Annotated in this window: 16 protein-coding genes; 7 read left to right on the forward strand and 9 right to left on the reverse strand. The window is 65.4% G+C overall.

Features of this window, described 5'->3' with window-relative positions; all coding sequences use genetic code 11:
* Positions 1-488: 488 nt before the first annotated feature.
* The 3 genes from hutC to C7401_RS37025 form a co-directional block, all read right to left on the reverse strand.
* A complete protein-coding gene (hutC, locus tag C7401_RS37015) occupies positions 489-1,202 on the reverse strand; it encodes a histidine utilization transcriptional repressor HutC (protein ID WP_224039368.1) in 714 nt (237 codons plus the stop codon).
* A gap of 381 nt (positions 1,203-1,583) precedes the next feature.
* On the reverse strand, positions 1,584-2,999 hold the full coding sequence (locus C7401_RS37020; RefSeq protein ID WP_112177003.1) for a sensor histidine kinase: 1,416 nt from the start codon (positions 2,997-2,999) through the stop codon (positions 1,584-1,586).
* An 18-nt stretch (positions 3,000-3,017) separates the two neighbouring features.
* A complete protein-coding gene (locus tag C7401_RS37025; protein WP_112177004.1) occupies positions 3,018-3,695 on the reverse strand; it encodes a response regulator in 678 nt (225 codons plus the stop codon).
* Between the two features lie 212 nt (positions 3,696-3,907).
* Between C7401_RS37025 and C7401_RS37030 the strand changes: the two genes are divergently transcribed.
* The 3 genes from C7401_RS37030 to C7401_RS37040 are packed head-to-tail and all read left to right on the forward strand — an operon-like array spanning position 3,908 to position 6,637.
* Positions 3,908-4,927, forward strand: a complete 1,020-nt coding sequence (locus tag C7401_RS37030; protein ID WP_112177005.1) for an ABC transporter substrate-binding protein — start codon at positions 3,908-3,910, stop codon at positions 4,925-4,927.
* 37 nt (positions 4,928-4,964) lie between these two features.
* Positions 4,965-5,759, forward strand: a complete 795-nt coding sequence (locus C7401_RS37035; protein ID WP_112177006.1) for an ABC transporter ATP-binding protein — start codon at positions 4,965-4,967, stop codon at positions 5,757-5,759.
* A gap of 14 nt (positions 5,760-5,773) precedes the next feature.
* Positions 5,774-6,637 (forward strand): ABC transporter permease, encoded by an 864-nt coding sequence (locus C7401_RS37040; RefSeq protein ID WP_112177007.1) that lies wholly within the window; start codon positions 5,774-5,776, stop codon positions 6,635-6,637.
* Positions 6,638-6,747: 110 nt separating this feature from the next.
* On the opposite strand, the gene C7401_RS37045 is transcribed toward C7401_RS37040, so the two are convergent.
* On the reverse strand, positions 6,748-7,404 hold the full coding sequence (locus C7401_RS37045) for a peroxiredoxin (RefSeq protein ID WP_112177008.1): 657 nt from the start codon (positions 7,402-7,404) through the stop codon (positions 6,748-6,750).
* Between the two features lie 502 nt (positions 7,405-7,906).
* On the opposite strand from C7401_RS37045, the gene C7401_RS37050 reads away from it, so the two are divergent.
* From C7401_RS37050 to C7401_RS37065, 4 genes are all read left to right on the forward strand, one after another.
* Positions 7,907-9,298 (forward strand): short-chain fatty acid transporter, encoded by a 1,392-nt coding sequence (locus C7401_RS37050; RefSeq protein WP_112177009.1) that lies wholly within the window; start codon positions 7,907-7,909, stop codon positions 9,296-9,298.
* A gap of 170 nt (positions 9,299-9,468) precedes the next feature.
* Positions 9,469-10,050 (forward strand): ankyrin repeat domain-containing protein, encoded by a 582-nt coding sequence (locus C7401_RS37055; RefSeq protein WP_112177010.1) that lies wholly within the window; start codon positions 9,469-9,471, stop codon positions 10,048-10,050.
* A 293-nt stretch (positions 10,051-10,343) separates the two neighbouring features.
* Positions 10,344-10,709, forward strand: a complete 366-nt coding sequence (locus C7401_RS37060) for a hypothetical protein (RefSeq protein WP_112177011.1) — start codon at positions 10,344-10,346, stop codon at positions 10,707-10,709.
* 178 nt (positions 10,710-10,887) lie between these two features.
* Positions 10,888-11,112 carry a hypothetical protein gene (locus tag C7401_RS37065; RefSeq protein WP_112177012.1) on the forward strand — a complete coding sequence of 75 codons (225 nt, stop codon included), beginning with the start codon at positions 10,888-10,890 and terminating at the stop codon, positions 11,110-11,112.
* 112 nt (positions 11,113-11,224) lie between these two features.
* Here the strand turns inward: C7401_RS37065 and C7401_RS37070 are convergent, their stop codons facing one another.
* From C7401_RS37070 to C7401_RS37090, 5 genes are all read right to left on the reverse strand, one after another.
* Positions 11,225-12,667: an efflux transporter outer membrane subunit gene (locus C7401_RS37070; protein WP_181565786.1), complete on the reverse strand. Its 1,443-nt coding sequence runs from the start codon at positions 12,665-12,667 to the stop codon at positions 11,225-11,227.
* Positions 12,668-12,670: 3 nt separating this feature from the next.
* Positions 12,671-15,835 carry an efflux RND transporter permease subunit gene (locus tag C7401_RS37075; protein ID WP_112177013.1) on the reverse strand — a complete coding sequence of 1,055 codons (3,165 nt, stop codon included), beginning with the start codon at positions 15,833-15,835 and terminating at the stop codon, positions 12,671-12,673.
* Between the two features lie 3 nt (positions 15,836-15,838).
* Complete coding sequence (locus C7401_RS46015) at positions 15,839-17,497, reverse strand: efflux RND transporter periplasmic adaptor subunit (protein ID WP_112177014.1); 1,659 nt, start codon at positions 17,495-17,497, stop codon at positions 15,839-15,841.
* Positions 17,498-17,855: 358 nt separating this feature from the next.
* A complete protein-coding gene (locus tag C7401_RS37085) occupies positions 17,856-18,176 on the reverse strand; it encodes a hypothetical protein (RefSeq protein WP_112177015.1) in 321 nt (106 codons plus the stop codon).
* Between the two features lie 248 nt (positions 18,177-18,424).
* Positions 18,425-19,750 (reverse strand): MFS transporter, encoded by a 1,326-nt coding sequence (locus C7401_RS37090; RefSeq protein ID WP_112177016.1) that lies wholly within the window; start codon positions 19,748-19,750, stop codon positions 18,425-18,427.
* Between the last annotated feature and the right edge of the window lie 12 nt (positions 19,751-19,762).

The raw sequence follows: 19,762 nt of genomic DNA on the forward strand, positions 1-19,762 counted from the left end.
GCGAGCCAGGTCTTGCAGACCTTCTCCGGACCGCGCGGCGCGCGGATCGTGCGGGTCGGGTCGAGGCGGGGATCGGTGAAGTTCGGGTGGTTCATGGCGTTCGTTCGAGTCGGAATGGCTTAAAGGACGGCGCTCGCACCCGCGTATTGCCCCTGAGGCGATGAGCGCTGCAACGTGGACTAAGTCTAACGCTGCCAAGTTGTATATACAACTCGTTTCGATCAAAGCAAGGTTAGTAGTTACCCTGGACAAATTTCGGGGATTTTCCCGGCTAACGCGATGCGTTTGGGAACATGACGCACGAAATCTTGACTAGACAAGAAAGCGCCAATCGAGCAAAGGCGTGACGAACCGCGCGCACGTGCGCGCGGGCTCAAGGGACGGGGGAATCGGGGAAGGGAAACGAAACGTTTCGCGCTACGCGGCGAAACGCCCGCCAGAGGCAGGAGGCAAAACGTGGATCGAGGCAACGAGCGGCGCGCGCCCCGTCAAACCGTGCCCGCCAGGTGAAACCGCGAAGCCGGATGCCACAGGCGCACCGACGTCGCCACATGACGCCCCACCCACGTGCGCCGCAGCAACAGCAGGCACGGCTCGCCGATCTCCATCTCCAGATATTGCCGCACCCGGGCGTCGGGCTTTTGAGCGTAGATGCGGAACTCCGCGCGCTGGATCGGCGCGAGTCGCACCATGTAGTGATTGGGTGTTTCGGCCGTGAAATCCTGTGCGAGATACTCCGGAAAGACCTCGGGGTTCACATAGCGGTCTTCGTACTGGATCGGCTCGCCTTCTTCGCTATGCACGATACGCGAGTGAAACACCGGGCCCGTGCCCAGTTCCAGCGCGGCGATCGCGTTCGGATCGTCGCTCGCCTCCAGCGCCAGCACGCGCGCCGAGTGGCGATGGCCGCGCGCCGCGATTTCATCGGCGATATTGCGGATTTGCAGCACGGTGGATTCGTACTGACGCGGCGCCACGTAGGTGCCCGAGCCGCGCACGCGGTTGAGCACGCCTTCGGCCATCAGTTCGCGCAGCGCGCGCGACACGGTCATGCGCGCCACGCCGAATTCCTTCACCAGCTCCGTTTCGGAGGGCACCACGTCGCCGGGCCGCAAGGCGCCGCTTTCGATCTGCGCGAGCACGTGGCGCTTGATCTGCTCATAGGCCGGCATCGGGGCACTGCGGACCGTCTTCTTTTGCATGGTCTCGATCTTCGAATGAACGGGAAGTTGCCGAAGCGACGCCCGCCTGGCGCCGCGCGGCCGTCCGCCTTGGCGGCGGCCCACATTGTACCGCCCCTTAAAGCGCGTCCGGACCGGGGCCTTGCGCAGGTCACCCGTCACAGGCCGAGTCCGCCCCGATGCGGCGAACGCACAAGGCTCGCGCGTGAGCCTCGAAAACGGCGGCGCGCGCGACCTCGCCGTCATGCACACGAGCACACCGCTTTCAGGCGGCCAAGCGCACCAACGGGTTCGGACTCGTGGGCATCGAAGCGGAATCGCAAGGCTATACCGCGGGAAAGGCACAGGTCGGCGTGAAGCAGCGCGGATAGGCGCGGTGCACCGAAGCCCACACCGGGGCGCTCACGCCAGGGCCGCGGCCTCGGCAAGCGCGCCTTGCCAGCGCGCGAGCGCCACGCATGCGCGCACGCCCCGCCCATCCGCGCCGGGGCTCAGGCTCACCACGCCGCGATGCGACTGCGCGATCTCGCGCACGATCGCGAGGCCCAGGCCCGTGCCTTCGGTGTCGACGGCAGCGCGGAAAAACGGCTCGAACACGCGCGCGCGCGTTTCCGCGGGAATGCCGCGGCCGTTGTCGAGCACTTCGAGCGTGACCGCCTCGTCGCTCGCCCGCACCGACACCGTCACGTGGCCGCCGGCCGGCGTATAGCGCAGCGCGTTGTCCACGAGGTTGCTGACCATCGCGCGCAGCAGTTCGCGATGCCCCGCCACGACCGCCACGCCCTGCTCCCCCGGCAGTTCCGCACCGAGATCGATGCCACGCGTCTGCGCGAGCAGCGCGAGCACCTCGACCACTTCGCGCGCGAGTTGCGCCATATCGACGGGCGCGGCCGGCACGCGCGCCGGGTCGAGCGCTTCGGCCTGCGCGAGCAGCAGCAACTGGTTCGTGAGCGCGACCATCGAGCGGTTGCTCACATGCATGGCCGCCAGCACTTCGTCGAGCACGGGATCGACGGCCTTTTGCTGGCGCGCGTACTGGAGTTGCGTGCCGAGCAGCGTGAGCGGCGTGCGTAGCTGGTGCGCGGCATCCGCGATAAAGCGGCGCTGCGCCGCCGCCTGCGCCGAGAGCCGCGCAATGCATTGATTGATGGCCTCCACCACGGGCCGCAGTTCGGCGTGCAGCCCTTCGGCGCGAACGGGTTCGAGGTGCGAAGGATCGCGGTCGGCCACGTCGTTCTTGAGCTTCATGAGCGGACGCAGCTCGAACGTCAGGCCGATGCACGCCAGCGCCACCGCGAGCATGACCATGCCGATCTGGCGCAGCAGTTGCGGGCGCCACAGCGCCGTGGCCATCGCGTCGCGCGAGCGCTCGGTCTTGCCCACCGACACGCGCACGCGCCATACGCGGCCGTTGTCGTACATGGAGCGCACCACGCTCCCGACGCGCACGGCCTGGTCGCGCAGCGCGGCGTCATACCACACGGGCGCATCGACGGCGGGCGGCGAGCCCGCATGCGGGAAATCGGGCATGCCTGCGAGCAGCGAGCCACCCTCCACGCGCACGTTGTAGAACACCTGGTCCTGTTGCGGCGAGGCGAAGAGTTCGAGCGCCGCGGGCGGCACGTCGGCGCGCAACGCGCCGTCGGCCCATTGCACGGAACCGGCGATCATGCGCGCGGACGACAGCAGCAGCCCGTCCTGCACGAGATCGGCGGTATGGCGCGCGGCGCGATACTCGGAGGTCGCCGTGAGGCTCACATAGAGCGCGAGCGGCACGAGCATCCACCACAGCAGGCGAATCCGCAGGCTACCCGTCATGGCGGCACGCGCTCGTCGTCATAGCGTTTCGTCCTTGCGGCGCAAAAGATAACCCAGGCCGCGCAACGTGACGATCACGGCCGAACTGCCCTCCAGCTTCTTGCGCAGCCGCGAGACGTAGATCTCGATGGCGTCCTCGCTCGGTTCGTCGGCGAGCGTGAAGATCGCATCGACGAGCGCGGCCTTCGAAACCGTCTGCCCGAGGCGCAGCGCCAGCGTTTCGAGCACCGTGCGCTCGCGCGGCGTCACGTTCAGCGGCGCGCCCTTGAGCGCGAACTGGCGCGTGTTCAGATCGAACACGAGGTCGCCGCAACCGATTTCGTTCGCGCGCGCGGGCGTCTGCCGCCGGATCAGCACCTTGATGCGCGCCACCAGTTCGCGCACCTCGAAGGGCTTGACGAGATAGTCGTCGGCGCCCGCGCCGAGCAGTTCCACCTTCTCGTCGATCGAGCCGCTCGCCGTGAGCACCATCACGGGCGTCGCGTCGCCGCGCTGGCGCAGCCGGCGCAGCACGTTCTTGCCCGAGAGCTTCGGCAGATTGAGGTCGAGCAGCACAACGTCGTAACGACTGGCTTGCAGCAACTGGTCGGCGGCCTCGCCGTCCTGCACGGCGTCGAAGGCGAACGCCTGCTCCTCCAGCGTCTTGACGAGCCAGTGCGCGAGCGTGGGATTGTCTTCGATCAGCAGCAACTTCATGGGCGGTGAGCGGGGCCGGTGTGCGGCCAGTATGGGGCGAAGGTTTCGGGGAGTCGATTGTGCCGTCGCAAACGTGACGCCGCCCTGCGGGTTAACACGGACGATTTTGCAAGGTGTTAGAAGGCTGGCAGAAGGCTTACGGTTTTTATAATCGGCTCCATTCACCAAAAAGCGCCCGCATGCACGGCGCACCACCTTCAGGAGACTCCACCATGCCTACCCTGCGCCAGATCGCCGCTGTATCGAGTGTCGCGTTCGCCCTTGCCGCCGGTTCCACGGCCGCTCACGCGGAAAAGATCACGATCATGGTTGGCGGCGCCACCAAGATCATCTATCTCCCCGCCAAACTGACCGAACAGCTCGGCTACTTCAAGGACGAAGGCCTCGACGTCGAAATCCAGTCGCAGCCGGCCGGCGTGGACGCGGAGAACGAGCTGCTCGCGGGCGCGGTGCAAGGCGTGGTGGGCTTCTACGATCACACCATCGACCTTCAGAGCAAGGGCAAGGAAATCCAGACGCTCGTGGTGTTCGGCCAGGTGCCGGGCGAAGTGGAAATGGTGTCGAACGCGGCGGCGGCCACGGTGAAGAGCATGGCCGACGTGAAGGGCAAGACGCTCGGCGTGACGGGCCTCGGCTCCTCCACGAGCTTCCTCACGCAATACCTCGCGCAACGCGCGGGCGTGCCCTCGAACCAGTACACGCTGCTGCCCGTGGGCGCGGACAACACCTTTATCGCGGCGATCAAGCAGAACCGCATCGACGCGGGCATGACCACGGAGCCGACCGTCTCGCGCCTGCTGCAAACCGGCGACGCCAAGGTGCTCGTGGACATGCGCACGCTCGAAGGCACGCGCGCGGCGCTCGGCGGCACCTACCCCGCTTCGAGCTTCTACGTGCAGCGCGCCTGGGCGCAGTCGCACAAGGACGACGCGACGAAACTGGCGCACGCGTTCTCGCGCACGCTCAATTTCATCGCCACGCATAGCGCCGAGGAAATCGCCGCGAAGATGCCGAAGGACTACTACGGCAACAACAAGGATCTCTACGTGGCCGCGCTGAAGTCCTCGCTGCCGATGTTCACGAAGGACGGCCGCATGCCCGCGGACGGCCCGGATACGGTGCTCAAGGTGCTCTCGGCGTTCAATCCTTCGGTGAAGGGCAAGCACATCGACCTCGCCAAGACGTACTCGAACGACTACTTGCCGGCCGCGACCGCCACGGCGTCGAAGTAAGCATCAGGATCGGCCCCACGTTCAGCCCAACGAGACCATGACTTCCTCCTACACCCAAGGCACGCCGGCCATCGAGCTGCGCAACGTTTCGTGCCGCTTCATCTCGCCCGACGGCAAGGCGACCGTCGCCCTGCGCGACTTCAGCATGTCGGTCGCGCGCGGCGAGTTCGTCGCGATCGTCGGGCCCACGGGCTGCGGCAAATCCACCACGCTCAGCATGATCACGGGCCTGCTCAAACCCACCACGGGCGAAGTGCGCGTGATGGGCGCGCCCGTGAACGGCATCGACCCGCGCATCGGCTTCGTGTTCCAGGCCGACGCCGTGTTCCCGTGGCGTTCGGTCCTCGACAACGTGGCGGCCGGTCCGCTCTATCGCGGCCGCTCGAAGTCGGCGGCCTACGACGAAGCCAACGAATGGCTGCGCCGCGTGGGCCTCGCCAACTTCGGCAAGCATTACCCGCATCAGCTTTCGGGCGGCATGCGCAAGCGCGTGGCGCTCGCGCAGACCTTCATCAACAAGCCCGAAATCTTGCTGATGGACGAGCCGTTTTCGGCGCTCGACATGCAAACGCGCACGCTCATGCAGGACGAGTTGCTGCAACTGTGGGGCGGCACCGGGTCGGTCGTGTTCGTCACGCACGATCTCGAAGAAGCCATTGCGCTCGCCGACCGCGTGTTCGTGCTCACCGCGCGCCCGGCCACGCTCAAGAAGGTCTACGAGATCGATCTGCCGCGCCCGCGCGTGACGTCCGAAATCCGCTATGCACCGCACTTCGTCGAACTGTCGCGCCAGATCTGGCACGACCTGCGCGAAGAAGTGCAGATCGCCTGACACCGGAGTTGAATATGTCCACCCCGCAACAAACCTTGCCGCAAGGCCTCGATACCGCCTCGCTCGACGCCGTCGAGCGCGCCGCGCAAAAGCGCATTCGTCAGCGCAATCTGCTCGTCATCGCGCTGCGCATTCTCGTGCTCGTCGTCGTGCTCGGCGGCTGGGAACTCGCCGCGCGCCTCAAATGGATCGACCCGTTCTTCTTCTCGATGCCCACGGCCATCTTCGACCAGATCATCGACTGGTTCGTGAACGGCACCTCGCAAGGGCCGCTGCTCACGCAGGTGTGGGTCACGCTGGAGGAAACCGGCCTCGGCTTCATCATCGGTTCGGTGGCCGGCGTGTTCTGCGGCATCGTGCTCGGCCGCAACAAGCTGCTCTCCGACGTGTTCAGCCTCTACATCAAGATCGCCAACTCGATTCCGCGCGTGGTGCTCGGCTCGGTGTTCGTGATCGCGCTGGGTCTCGGCATGGCGTCGAAAGTGGCGCTCGCCGTGGTGATGGTGTTCTTCGTGGTGTTCGCCAATGCGTTCCAGGGCGTGCGCGAAGCCGACCGCTACATGATCGCCAATGCGCAGATTCTCGGCGCGTCGCGCCGCCAGGTGACCACTTCGGTCGTGATTCCCTCGGCGCTTTCGTGGATTCTCGCAAGCCTGCACGTGAGCTTCGGCTTCGCGCTGGTCGGCGCCGTGGTGGGCGAATTCCTCGGCTCGAAGCAAGGCATCGGTCTCTTGATTTCGACGGCGCAAGGCGCGTTCAACGCGAGCGGCGTGTTCGCCGCGATGATCGTGCTGGCCGTGGTCGCGCTCGCCGCCGACTATCTGCTCACGGCGCTCGAGCATCGTCTGCTCAAGTGGCGGCCCACGCCTTCGAACTGATTCAGCCGGCTTCCCCTGTCCGGACCGCGTGAGACGCGAGAGCTTGCCTGGTCCGTGATCCGCGGCGCACTGCCAGTGCGCCGCGTTTTTTTTGCCTGGCGCGCCAAAATTTACTTCGGCTGCTCGACCGTGCGCAGATACGGCTTGAGCGTCTTGAAGCCCTGCGGATACTTCTGCTTCGCCGCCTCGTCGGAAACCGAAGTCGGGATAATGACGTCGTCGCCCGGCTTCCAGTTCACCGGCGTCGCCACCGTGTGCTTCGCGGTGAGTTGCAACGAATCGAGCAGGCGCAGCACCTCGTCGAAGTTACGGCCCGAACTCATCGGGTAGACGAACATCGCCTTCACCTTCTTGTCCGGCCCGATGAGGAACACCGCGCGTATCGTGGCGTTGTCGACCGCCGTGCGCGGGCTCGCGCCGCTCGCGTTCGGGTGAATCATGTCGTAGAGCTTGGCGACGTTCAGGTCCTTGTCTCCAATCATCGGATAGTTGACGGCGCTACCCTGCGTTTCCTCGATGTCCTTCGCCCACCTCGCATGATCGTCCACCGGGTCGATGCTCAGGCCGATGATCTTCGTGTTGCGCTTGTCGAATTCCGGCTTGAGCTTCGCCATATAGCCGAGTTCCGTCGTGCAGACGGGCGTGAAGTCTTTCGGGTGCGAAAACAGAATGGCCCAGTGGTCGCCAATCCATTCGTGGAAGTTGATCTTGCCTTCGGTGGTCTCCGCGGTGAAATCGGGTGCCTCTTCTCCAATTCGAATCGTCATCTTCAGTCTCCTGAATGCAGTGATTTACAGATCGAGAGGGTCTGCGTGCGTGCGAAAAGTGCGACTCGCTTTTGCATTTTAGGTAGTTCGCGTGAAGCTTTCGGTATTTCTTTCTGATTTCATAAAAATTACAAATATCATACATACCACCCTTATTTTCTGCGAAAAGGCCGGCATCGCCGCGCTATTGCATCCTTGACATCCACGGAGCATGAAGCGAATAATGCGTCGTTCGATAAACGAAACCGTGTTCGTGTATAGAACACGAGAATAATGAGAACGGGCTGGCCGTCCGAGCACGCAAGCTGCGCGCGAGGGCGTGATATGAACCCGCTGCGCCGGGGCGGCACCGCCTCTCGCACATGGAGGAGCGCCGCACCTGCCTTCCCGTGCCCTGCTCGAGCTGCCCGCCAGCCGCGCGGCGCCGGGCGCATTCGCAAGCCACGCCTCCTGTCCGCTCCGGCCAGCCCGTAGCCGCACGCTACGAACACGCTGAAAGAGCATGAAAAGAGACCTCCAGAATCAAGCGCACGACTCCCGCCAGGGCGTCGTCGGCGCCCTCGTGTATGTGTTCGAACGGGTCATGCCCGACCCCTTCGTCCTGTCCATCTGCCTCACCTTCTTCGTTGCGGTGCTCGCGCTGCTGATCGCGCCGCACGGCAACATCCCCACGGTGCTCAGTTCCTGGTACGAGGGCACCTTCGGCATTCTCGGCTTCGCGCTGCAAATGATCCTGATCCTCGCCACCGGCTACGCCATTGCCGAGGCGCCCGTGATCCAGCGCGTGCTGCGCGCGCTCGCGGCCAAGGCGCAAACGCCGGCGCGCGCCGCGCTGCTGGTGTTTCCCGTGGTTGCCGTCGCCGCGTGGCTGAACTGGGGCCTGGGCCTGATCGTGGGCGCGCTGCTCTCGCGCGAAATCGCGCGGCGCGTGAACGTGGATTTCGCATGGCTCGTGGCGGGCAGCTATTCGGCGTGGTCGATCTGCAATAGCGGGCTCTCCAGCTCCATCGCCCTCTCGCAGGCTTCGCCCGGCAATGCGCTCAATCTCGTGGAAAAAGCCACCGGCCACGTGATCCCGCTCAGCCAGACCGTGTTCGCGCCGTTCGTCTTTATCCCCACCGTGCTCGTGGTGGTCGTGATGACGTTCATCTTCATCCGCATGCATCCGAAGCCGGAGCACGTGGCGGCCTTCAGCCAGGCGGCCGAAGCCGAAGCCAGCGACGCCGGCGCCGGCGACGACCCGCACGCGCGCATCGGCGACGGCTCGCCCTCGTTCGCCTCGCGCCTCGAACAATCGATGCTCGGCACGCTGTTGCTGATCGTGCTCGGCGCGGGCTACCTCGCGATGGAATGGAGCGAAAAGGGTTTCGATCTCGACATCAACACGACGATCCTGATCTTCCTGCTGATCGGCCTCGCGCTCCAGCGCACGCCCATCGCCTACGCGAACGCCATTCGCCGCGCCGCGCGCCAGACCGGCTCGATGCTGCTCCAGTACCCCGTGTACGGCGGCATCATGGGCATGATGAAGGGCACCGGCCTCGCCTCGATGATCGCCAAGGCCTTCGTGACGATCGCCACGCCGCTCTCGCTGCCGATCTGGAGCTATCTGAGCTCGCTCATCATCACGCTGCTGGTGCCGAGCGCGGGCGGCCACTGGGCCGTGCAGGGGCCGTTCGTGCTGCCCGCCGCGCTGAGCCTGCACGCCTCCGTGCCGCGCACCGCCATGGGCGTGGCGATGGCCGAGAACGTCTCGAACATGCTGCAACCGTTCTGGGCCGTGCCGATCGTCGCGATCGCAGGCATCCGCATTCAACGCGTGATGGGTTATACCGCCGTCACGTTCGCCGTTTCGCTCGTGATCTACGCCGTCGCGCTCTGGCTCGTGCCCTGAGCGTCCGCACATTCGCGGTCGGGAAAGGCGCTGCTCAGGCAGCGCTTTTTTTTTGCCCGGCACGCAACAGCGCACTAAGCTCGCGATTCACGAAGATCGGCGACAATGAGCGGGCCTCGACGGCGGCACGCCGCCCCGATTCTGTGTGCGATTCCAATCCGGAGACTGCCATGACCGCCAGCGCGCCGCCTTCCTCAACCTCCTCTTCGTCGTTTTCCGCATCGTCCGGAAGCGGCGGCGACGACGTCGATCCGCGCCTCGTCGAATTCGCGCGCCAGGTGTTCGACACCGCGCGCCGCGGCGAAGCGGCCACGCTCGCCACGCTCATCGACCAGGGCCTGCCGCCCAACCTGCGCAACGAAAAAGGCGACAGCCTCGTGATGCTCGCGAGCTATCACGGCCACGCCGCCGCCGTGCGCGCGCTCGTGCAGCGCGGCGCGGACCCCAACCTGCGCAACGACAACGGCCAGACGCCGCTCGCAGGCGCGGCGTTCAAGGGCTACGCCGAGGTGGTCGCCGCCCTGCTCGAAAACGGCGCCGATGTGGAAGGCGCCTCGCCCGACGGCCGCACGGCGCTGATGGTCGCCGCCATGTTCAACCGCGGCGACATCGTGGAACTGCTGCTCGCGCGAGGCGCGAACGCCGCGGCGCGCGACGCCTCGGGCAACAGCGCACTCGACGTGGCTCACGCCATGGGCGCGGCCGACACGGCCGCCCGCCTCGCCCAACTCGCAGGCGGCAAAGGCGCGTAGTTCACACGCCCCTTCACACGCCCCTTCGCACGCCCCCGCGAATGCCCACCCGAACAGGGCGCGATCCGCGCCCTCGTTTCCGCAAAGCGCATAACAACGTGCGCCTTCCTGGTGTCACTCCTGGTTTGCATACGACGCGCCGCCAGGCGACTCTATTCATGCAGGTATAACTTGTGCGTGCAACGCCGGTGCGGGGCAGGCGGTTTTCCGCAAGGCGTGATATCGTTTTGTCATCGGATTCGAAGCCTGCGAGCACCCGTCAATCGAACTCTGTTACTTTCGCGAGCGTCGCCATGAGTGATGTACGCCACCATCTGAGTCCGCGCGATCGCGTGGAAATGCTTTGCTGGCTCACCTGCGGGAGCCTCGGAGCCTACTATCTGAACGAGTCCTGGCCCAACGCGGCCTTTCACGTGCAGGCCGCGCACAAGTGGCTGGACCGTCACGCGCGCGAGGCCGACTGGCTTGCGATCGCGCGGCTCGCGGCCATGGCGCAGGACATCGCGCAGCAGCACGCGTGGTTCGTCGACGCCGTGTGGGCGCGCGACGCGGTGGAAGAGATTCTCGACACCGACGACCTGAACTACCAGGCCAAGCTCGTCCTGCAAGTGCTCAAGGACTGCGAACGAGCGCTCGCCGACCGTCGCCCCGCCGACTAATCACGCAACCGGTCGCCATCGGTCGCGTTCGATTGCATTCGTGAGTAGCGCGCGCGCCGGTTTGAACCGGCGCACGTTTCTCCATCACTTGATGGATGCGGCGCGCGTTTCATCCGAACATACTTCCGCTTGCAGCGCTGGCGCTTTGCCGGCCGCTCGTCCATGCGGGAGCGTTACGATGACTCGTTACCACGCCCTGACGTTCGCCGCCGCGCTGCTTGCGTTCGCGTCGGCGAGCCCCGTCGCGCTGGCGCAAGCCGGTGGCCATGCAACCGCCCTCAATGCCGCCCGGCCCATGCAGATGCAGAAAGTCGCGAAGAGCAATCAAAAAGGTGTGCAAACCGCGAAAGCCACGAAACCGGCGCCGCAATCGCTGCGCTGGCTGCTCTCCGATACACCCTGAAGTTGCCTCTAGGTTGCCCCGAAGTTTCCCCGCCATTGCCATGAAGCAAGCCGGCGCGTACGCGCCAGGCTCGCCCGCCGCCACTCCACCTCGCAACGAGGCCGCCGCGTCGTCAAGACTGCGGCGGCTTCGCGTTGTCCGCCGCGGGCGGCGGCGCCGGCGTCCAGCCGTAACCCAGCGCCTTGTAGAGGTTCACGATCTGCGCCAGCTCCTGGTCCTGGAGCGACGACTGCTGCAATTGCGCGTTGAAGAGACTGCGCTCGGCGTCGAGCACTTCCAGGTAGCTCGTATAGCCGCCCTCGTAGAGGTCGCGCGCCACCGATGAATATTCGGTGAGCGCCCCCACCTGGCGCGTCGTCGAGTCCAGTTGATCGCGTGTGCGCGCCACGCCCACGAGCGCGTTTTCGACATCGGCGAAGGCCTGCTGGATCGTCTGCTCGTAGCTGAAGAGGGCTTCCTGCTGCACCGCCTCCGCCTGATGGACGCCGCCCGCGATCGCACCGCCCTGGAAAATCGGCTGCGTGATCGCGCCCGCGAACGACCAGACGCGCGCGGGACCGGTCCACAACCCGGAGAGCGCCGTGCTCGCCGCGCCGAACAGGCCCGTGAGCGAGATCTGCGGGAAATACAGCGCGCGCGCCGCGCCGATCGACGCATTGGCCGAGATGAGCGTTTGTTCGGCTTGCAGAATATCGGGGCGGCGCTCCAGCAAAGTCGAGGGCAGACCGGCCGGGATGGCGGGCGCGGTCAGTTCCGTGATCGACTTGCCGCGCGGAATCGGCCCCGGATTCTGCCCCAGCAGCAGCGAGATTGCGTCTTCCTGCGTCGCGATTTGCTGCTGGATCGAAAACACGGAAGTCTGCGCCGATTCGTACTCCGATTGCGCCTGGCTCACCTGGAGTCTCGACACGACGCCGCCCGCATAACGCTCGTTGAAGAGATCGAGCGCGCCCTTGCGGCTTTCGAGCGTGGCCTGCGCGATGAGGAGCTGGTTGTCGAAGTCGCGCAGTTGCAGATAGGACGTCGCCACGTTCGCGATGATGGCGATGCGCGTGGCCTGCTGCGCGGACTGCGTGGCCAGATAATCGGCGCGTGCGGCTTCGGTGAGGCGCCGCAGGTGGCCGAACAGATCGAGCTCCCAGGACACCGCGCCATTGAGTTGCACCTGGTTGCCGACCGACGGCGGATAACCCGGCGCGATGGCGCCCCGGCTACGCGACGCGCCGAAATTCGCCGAGACCTGCGGGAACAGGCCCGCGCGCGTGACGACGTAACGCCCGTAGAACTCTTCGACCCGCGCGGCCGCGATGGCGAGATCCTTGTTCTGCGCGAGCGCCTTGGCAACGAGGTCGTTGAGCACCGGGTCGTTGAACTGCGTCCACCAGTCGAGCGAGGTGTCCACCGCCTCGGCTTGCGGCGAGGCGTAGCGGAACGACGAAGGCGTCTCGACCGCCGGGCGATGATAGTCGGGGCCGACCGCGCAGGCGCCAAGGAAGGCCGTGGCGGCGATCAGCGCGAGCGGGCGCAGCGTGCTGCAATGCAGACAGTTTTTCATCGCTTAGCCCTCCTGAGAAGGCGGCGCCGCGGGCGGCGTGCTGGCATCCGGCGTGGCGGCCGGCTTCTTGCGCGACGAAAGCGTTTCGAGTCCCCAGAAGAACATCGGGATAAAGAACAACGCGATCACGGTGGCGCCGAGCATGCCCGCGATCACCCCGGTGCCGAGCGAGCGCCGGCTCGCGGCGGAAGCGCCGCTGGCGATCGCAAGCGGCACGCAGCCCAGAATGAACGCGAGAGACGTCATGATAATCGGCCGCAGACGCAGCTTCGCCGCATGCAGCGCCGCTTCATACGGCGACATGTTCTCCTTCTCGCGCATCTCCACGGCAAACTCGAAGATCAGAATGGCGTTCTTCGCCGCGAGCGCGATCAGCACGGTCAAGCCGATCTGGAAGTACACGTCGTTTTCCATGCCCCGCAGCAAGATACCCACCAGCGCCCCGAAAATCGCGAACGGCACGGCCAGCAGCACGCCGATCGGCAGCGACCACTTCTCGTACTGCGCCGCGAGAATGAGGAACACCATCAGCAGCGCAAAGCCGAACACGAGCGCCGCCGTCGAGCCGGCCTTTTTCTCTTCGTACGCCTGCCCGCTCCATTCATAGCTGTAGCCTTCGCCCAGCACTTCCTTCGAAATCTCCTCCATCGCCGCGATGGCCTCGCCCGAGCTGTGGCCCGGTGCCGCGTCGCCGGTGATCTTCGCCGCCGGGAAGTTGTTGAAGCGGTTCACGATGTCAGGCCCCGGCACGAAGCGCGAGGTCGTCACGGCCTTGATCGGCACCATGTCGCCGCTGCGGTTGCGCACATAGATCTGCTGGATGTCGTCCGGGCTCAAGCGGTATTGCGGCTCCGCCTGGATGATCACCTGGAAGAGACGGCTGCCCTTCGGGAACTGGCTCACGTACAAGGACCCGAACATCGTCTGGAGTGCCGAATAGATGTCCTGAACCGGAACGCCGAGTGTTTCCGCGCGCTCGCGGTCCACTTCCACGAGCAACTGACGCGAATTCGTGTTGATGGTCGAATTCACGCCGCGCAGCGCCGGGTTCTGCCGCGCCTTCGCAATGACCTGGCGAACCTTGTCTTCGAGTTGCTGATAAGTGCCGTCGCCGGTGCTTTGCAACCAGAACTCGAAGCCGCCCGTCGTGCCGAGACCCGGAATGGATGGTGGATTGAGCGGCACGACCACGCCGTCCTTGAACTGGGAAAAGGCCTTGGTGGCGTCCCGGATCAAGTCTTGCGCAGTGCCGTTCTCGCCGCGATCCTTGAAGCCCTTGAGCGTGACGAACAACGTGCCTGCATTCGCCTTGTACTGCGAGTCGATCAGGCTGTAGCCGATCGGCGCCGCAACGGAACTCACGGCAGGCTGTTTCGAGAACCAGTCCTCAGCCTTCTTCGAGAGGTCGCCGGTGCGGTCCAGACTCGCCGCGTCGGGCATCACGACCGCGCCGAACAGATAGCCCTGATCCTCCACGGGCAGGAATGACGAGGGAATATGTTTGAAGAGGCCAACCGTCGCTATCAGCATCACCGCGATCAGGCCGATGGAGAGGATCACGCGGCGTATCGCCGTCTGCACCCAGCTGCCATAGCCGTTGGTCAGGCTCTCGAACTTCTCGTTGAACCAGCGGAAAAAGCGGTTCTTCTTCTGCTCGCCCGGCTTGAGCAGAATGGCCGCGAGCGCGGGCGAAAGCGTGAGCGCGACGATACCCGAGAGCACCACCGAGACCGCGATCGTCACGGCGAACTGCTTGTAGAGCTGCCCCGTGATGCCCGAGAGAAACGCCACGGGGATGAACACCGCGAGCAGCACCAGCACGATCGCCACCACCGGCCCGCTCACTTCGTCCATCGCGCGTTTGGCCGCCTCCTTCGGTGGCAGCTTGAACTCGCTCATGTTGCGCTCGACGTTTTCGATCACCACGATCGCGTCGTCCACCACGATACCGATCGCTAACACCATGCCGAACAAGGTGAGCATGTTGATCGAGAAGCCGAACGCCGACATGCCGATGAACGCGCCGATGATCGACACCGGCACCGCGAGCAGCGGCACGAGCGTCGCCCGGAAGCTCTGGAGGAAGATGTACACCACGATGATCACGAGAATCACCGCGTCGCGCAGCGTATGGACCACCTCGTTGATCGACTCGTGCACGAACTCGGTCGTATCGAGCGCGACTTCATACTTGAGGCCCGGCGGAAAGCTCTTGTTCAACTGCTCAAGGGTCTGCCGCACCTGCTTGGCCACTTGCAGCGCGTTCGCGCCCGGCTGCTGGTACACGGCGAGCAGTGTGGCCGTCTTGCCGTTGTAGCGGCCGCGCAGCGTGTAGTCTTTCGAGCCCAGTTCCGCATGCCCGATGTCCTTGATGCGCACGATCGCCGCATCGCCCGACGCCGCCTTCAGGATGATGTTGTCGAATTCGGACGGCTCCGTGAGACGCCCTTTCGTGGCCACCGGGAAGGTCTGGTTGACCGGCGCGTTGGTGGGCGCCTGACCCAGTCGGCCCGCCGAGAACTGCTGGTTCTGCTGCGCGATCGCGTTCTGCACGTCGGACACGGTAATGCCGAGCTTCGCCATGCGGTCGGGCTTGAGCCACACGCGCATCGCATAGTCAGCAGAACCGAAGATCGACGCCTGGTTCGCGCCCGGAATGCGCTTGAGCGCGTCGAGCACGTAGACGTTCGCGTAGTTCGCCACGTAAGCCGCATCGTAGGAGTTATCGGGCGAATAGATCGCGATCACCATCATGAACGCCGACGAGCGCTTCTGCACCGACACGCCTTGCGCCGTCACCGCATCGGGCAGGAACGGCAGCGCGAGGTTCACGCGGTTTTGCACGTCCACCTGGGCGAGCGACGGATCGGTGCCGATATTGAAGTACACCGTGAGCGTCATGTTGCCCGTCGAGGAGCTCGACGAGTTCATGTACATCATGTTGTCCGCGCCGTTGACCTGCTGTTCGATCGGCGCGGCCACGTTCTGCGCGACGATATCGGCGCTCGCGCCCGGATACGTGCCGCTCACCGTGATGGTAGGCGGCGCGATGTCCGGGAACTGGGCGATCGGCAGGTTGAACATCGCCACGAGACCCGCGACGACGAGCACGATCGAGACCACCGACGCGAAAATCGGCCGGTCAATGAAGAAGTGGGAGAACTTCATCGTTCAGCCTCCCGCAGCGGGCGAGAACGTGACGTCCACGCGGCGGGATTTCTCCGGCGGATCGGATGCGACGATCTGCGCCGGTTTGCGCATCTCGATGCGCTCGGTTTTCACGCCAGCCACGACCAGCGCGGCGCGCACGGTCTCCGCCCGCGCCTTGGCGAGGCGCGCGTTCGCGGCCTGCGAGCCGCTCGAATCGGTGTAGCCGGAAATCACCACGCGCACGCCCGGCTCGTCGACGAGACGGCGCGCCACGCCCGCGAGCGCATCCGCCGACTGGGCGTCGAGACTCGCGCTGCCCGTTGCGAAGTAAAGCGCGGTGTGCTCGCCCAGCACGTCGGGCGTACCCGAAGCGGCGGCCGCTTGAGCGCCGTTCGCGCCCGCCTTGGCTTGCGCGCCGGCTTGAGCGTCGGCTTGCGCATTCGCGTTCGCCGCAGCCGCGCCGGAAGCGCCGGAAGCGCCGGCCGCGCCCGCTTGCGCCGCGCCGCCTGCGCCGCCGTCAGCCGCGCCGAGATTCACGGTCGCGGGGGGCGTCTCCACGAGATTCGCCTTGACCGGCACGCCGGGCATGAGCCGCAGCGTATTGTCGATGACGACCTGATCGCCTGCATGCAAGCCCGACTTGATCACCCAGGCATTGCCGTTCCACTCGCCGGTTTCCACGGCGCGCTGCTGCGCCTTGTTGTCCTTGTCGACGGTCCACACGTACGCGCCGCGCGGGCCCTGCTGCACCGCCGACTGCGGCACGGCCACGGCGGAAGCGCGCTGCGCGCCCAGCAGCTTGATGCGCACGAACTGGCCCGGCCGCAGCGACCCGGTGGGGTTGGGCATGTCCGCGCGAATCAGGTACGTGCCCGTTTCCGAGCTGAGCGAGGCGTCGGTGAACGAGATATGGCCGCGTTGCGGGTAGATGCTGCCGTCGGCGAGCACGATCACCGCTTCGAGCTTGCCGACCGGCGGCAGCTTGAGCGTGCCGTTCTGCGTTTGCGTGCGCAGATCGAGCATCTCGTTCTCGGAGAGCGAGAAGTTGATCCACATGGGATCGAGCTTGGCGACGTAGGTCAGCAGGCTATTGGTTGCGTCGAGATACGAGCCGTCCTGCTTCTTCGCGAAGCTGGAGAGCCCGGTCACGGGCGCGACGATGGTCGTATAGCCGAGGTTGAGCGACGCGGTAATGACATTCGCGCGCGCGCCTTCCACGGCGGCGGCCGCCGCCTGCTCCTGCCCGACCGAATCGTCGAGATCCTTCTGGCTCAACGCGTTCTTCGCGACCAGCGGGCGCACGCGGTTCAGGTTGGCCTGCGCGGTTTGAAGCCGCGCCTTCTGCTGCGCCAGCTCGGCCTTCGCGGCATCGAGCTGGGCCTCGAAAGGCTTGCGGTCCATGACGAACATGACGTCGCCCTGATGGACCAGCGTGCCTTCCTGATACACGCGCTTTTCCAAAAAGCCGTTCACGCGCGAGCGGACTTCGACCTGCTGCGAACTTTGCGTCTGCCCGACGTACTCGAATACCACCGGCACGTCGCGCAGTGCGACTTTGATGACGTCGACGTTCGCCGCCGGGCGCGCCGCAGCCTCAGGTTTGTTTTCATTACATCCGACAACCACTGCGAACATCCACAACGACAGGCACAGACGGACTACCCGGTTTCCGCGTGTCATGCTCTTCTCCGTTATCGACGATCTGCGCTGGACCGACGAAACCAAGCCAGGCGCGCGTGCGATGGCGTTCATCGCAATACTGACTTGGTGCTCGATCAGATACTACTGTTTTTCGAGACAACGCAGAATCAGTGTGGCCGGAAATTTGTACGCGATGAGACAGTCTGCGTGCGCCTGGCAACAGTGGGCCGATTCGTTTCGATATCCGAAATGGTGAATGACGAATCGTTCGCTAACGTTATTCGTCAGCGCGGCGCGGCGGGAGAAAACGGAGGAAAAAAAAGCAACCGCCAGCGCGATGTGGCGGATGCAAAAAAATCATGACCGCAGCGTGTCAGGCGGCGTTTCAGGCGACATTTCAGGCGGCGCGTTCGAGCCGGCGCACGGCGCCGAATTCCGCGCACGAGAGCGTGCGCATGAGCAACGCCATGGCCTCGGCCACGCGGCGGCGATCGAGTTCGACGTGCAGGCAGGCGAGATCGCTACGGCGATCGATGTCGATCGTATGCACGCCGAGCGCGCCGCCAACGAGCGCATGCAGCGTGCATCGCGCGAGTTGCGCTTCGCGCGTCGGCACGCGCACGACCAGTTGCACGGTCGCGCGATGCGCCGTGGGTTGGCGCGCGTTGCGCAGGGAAAGAATGGGACGCGATTTGGGGGAATTCAGGGCGGCTTTCACCTCGGAAGTCGCGCCGGAAGCCGCGCTAGTGCGGGAACCTCGGGAAGACGAGCCTTGCGGGACGAGTGACGGCATACGTGTGGTGCGCAACGCCACCCTTTCGGGCGGCACGCTTGAGTGGGACACGAACCGATTCTAGGCAGCGCGGCGTAAACGATTCATCAATAAACGCGGTGGCCGCGCTAAAAGTGCATAGCGAGTGCATAGCGGCCACCGCGTCGTGCCGGGAGTTCCCGCAACGGCCGCGCTCAGTCGAGCGGACGGCCCGCCGGCTCGCGAATGAGCGGCAGCGCGAGCAGCGAGATCGCCCCGCAGCCGATCAGATACCACGCGGGCGCGAGCGGGTTGTCGAGCAGCTTGATGAGCCAGGTGGCGAAGAACTGCGCGAAGCCGCCGAAGATCGACACGCCCAAGCAATAGACGATGGACATGCCCGTCACGCGAATCGACTGAGGAAAGAGTTCGGGCAGCATCACGATGTTGGGCACTGCCGTGAACGCCACGATCGCGCCGAGCACGGCCACGACCGAGAGCACCGTCGCGACGGTCGGCGCGGCGTGGATGATCATGAATGCCGGATAGATCACGGCGATCAGCGCCACGCGCGAAACGCCCATGACCCACTTGCGGCCCAGGCGGTCGGACAGCATGCCCGCGAACGGCGAGCACACGGCCGTGACGAGCGCCGCGACCAGCGCCGCGCTCATGCCGACCGACATCGGCAGACCGAGAATCTTGATCGCGTAGGTCGACATATAGAACAGCACGATATAGTTCGCCGCCGTGCCGCCGATCGTCGTGACGACGCCCGCGACGAGCGCCGTGCGGTGACGCCCGAAAATCTCGCGCAGCGGGCGCGCCATGTCGGCCACGGGCTCGGTGTCTTCCACATCGACGGGATGCGCAAGCGTTTCGTCGAGATGGCGGCGGATATACACGCCCACGGGCACGACCAGCATGCCGATCACGAACGGCACACGCCAGCCCCAGCTTTCGAGCGCCGCCTGCGAGAGCGTGGTGGACAGCGCCACGCCGAGGAGTGCGCCGCACACCGTGTTGAGCCCCTGGCTCACGAACTGCCAGCTGCCGTAGAAGCCGCGCGAGCGGTCGTCGGCGTATTCGAGCAGCAGCGAGGTCGCGGCGCCCACTTCGCCGCCCACCGCGAAGCCCTGCACGAGACGCGCGAACAGGATCAGCGCGGGCGCGGCCAGGCCGATCTGCGCGTAGGTGGGCGCGAACGCGATGAGCGCCGAGCCGAGTGCCATGAGCCAGAGCGTGAGCGTCATGGCGGCCTTGCGGCCCACGCGGTCGGCGAACGCGCCGATCACCACGCCGCCTATCGGCCGCACCACGAAACCCACGCCGAAGCTGCCCACGGCGAGCATCAACTGGTTCAGCGACCCGTGCACCGGAAAATACAGCGAGCCGATGATCGAGGCGAAGAAGCTGTAGACGGTAAAGTCGAAGAACTCCAGCCCGTTGCCGAGCGTGATCGCAAAGATCGCCTTCGCGCGCGAACGGCGCGTTGGTATGGGGGCCGCCGCGGCTTGCGCCTGTATCGAGCTGGCGTTCATCGTCTGTCTCCT

The organism is Paraburkholderia unamae, from assembly GCF_003268775.1.
In the GTDB taxonomy this organism is placed as follows: domain Bacteria; phylum Pseudomonadota; class Gammaproteobacteria; order Burkholderiales; family Burkholderiaceae; genus Paraburkholderia; species Paraburkholderia unamae.

What these genes read in the sequence shown, in the direction of transcription:
- hutC (WP_224039368.1), bottom strand. Translation starts at nt 1,202, where the DNA reads ATGCAAAAGAAGACGGTCCGCAGTGCCCCGATGCCGGCCTATGAGCAG.
- C7401_RS37020 (WP_112177003.1), bottom strand. Translation starts at nt 2,999, where the DNA reads ATGACGGGTAGCCTGCGGATTCGCCTGCTGTGGTGGATGCTCGTGCCG.
- C7401_RS37025 (WP_112177004.1), bottom strand. Translation starts at nt 3,695, where the DNA reads ATGAAGTTGCTGCTGATCGAAGACAATCCCACGCTCGCGCACTGGCTC.
- C7401_RS37030 (WP_112177005.1), top strand. Translation starts at nt 3,908, where the DNA reads ATGCCTACCCTGCGCCAGATCGCCGCTGTATCGAGTGTCGCGTTCGCC.
- C7401_RS37035 (WP_112177006.1), top strand. Translation starts at nt 4,965, where the DNA reads ATGACTTCCTCCTACACCCAAGGCACGCCGGCCATCGAGCTGCGCAAC.
- C7401_RS37040 (WP_112177007.1), top strand. Translation starts at nt 5,774, where the DNA reads ATGTCCACCCCGCAACAAACCTTGCCGCAAGGCCTCGATACCGCCTCG.
- C7401_RS37045 (WP_112177008.1), bottom strand. Translation starts at nt 7,404, where the DNA reads ATGACGATTCGAATTGGAGAAGAGGCACCCGATTTCACCGCGGAGACC.
- C7401_RS37050 (WP_112177009.1), top strand. Translation starts at nt 7,907, where the DNA reads ATGAAAAGAGACCTCCAGAATCAAGCGCACGACTCCCGCCAGGGCGTC.
- C7401_RS37055 (WP_112177010.1), top strand. Translation starts at nt 9,469, where the DNA reads ATGACCGCCAGCGCGCCGCCTTCCTCAACCTCCTCTTCGTCGTTTTCC.
- C7401_RS37060 (WP_112177011.1), top strand. Translation starts at nt 10,344, where the DNA reads ATGAGTGATGTACGCCACCATCTGAGTCCGCGCGATCGCGTGGAAATG.
- C7401_RS37065 (WP_112177012.1), top strand. Translation starts at nt 10,888, where the DNA reads ATGACTCGTTACCACGCCCTGACGTTCGCCGCCGCGCTGCTTGCGTTC.
- C7401_RS37070 (WP_181565786.1), bottom strand. Translation starts at nt 12,667, where the DNA reads ATGAAAAACTGTCTGCATTGCAGCACGCTGCGCCCGCTCGCGCTGATC.
- C7401_RS37075 (WP_112177013.1), bottom strand. Translation starts at nt 15,835, where the DNA reads ATGAAGTTCTCCCACTTCTTCATTGACCGGCCGATTTTCGCGTCGGTG.
- C7401_RS46015 (WP_112177014.1), bottom strand. Translation starts at nt 17,497, where the DNA reads ATGACACGCGGAAACCGGGTAGTCCGTCTGTGCCTGTCGTTGTGGATG.
- C7401_RS37090 (WP_112177016.1), bottom strand. Translation starts at nt 19,750, where the DNA reads ATGAACGCCAGCTCGATACAGGCGCAAGCCGCGGCGGCCCCCATACCA.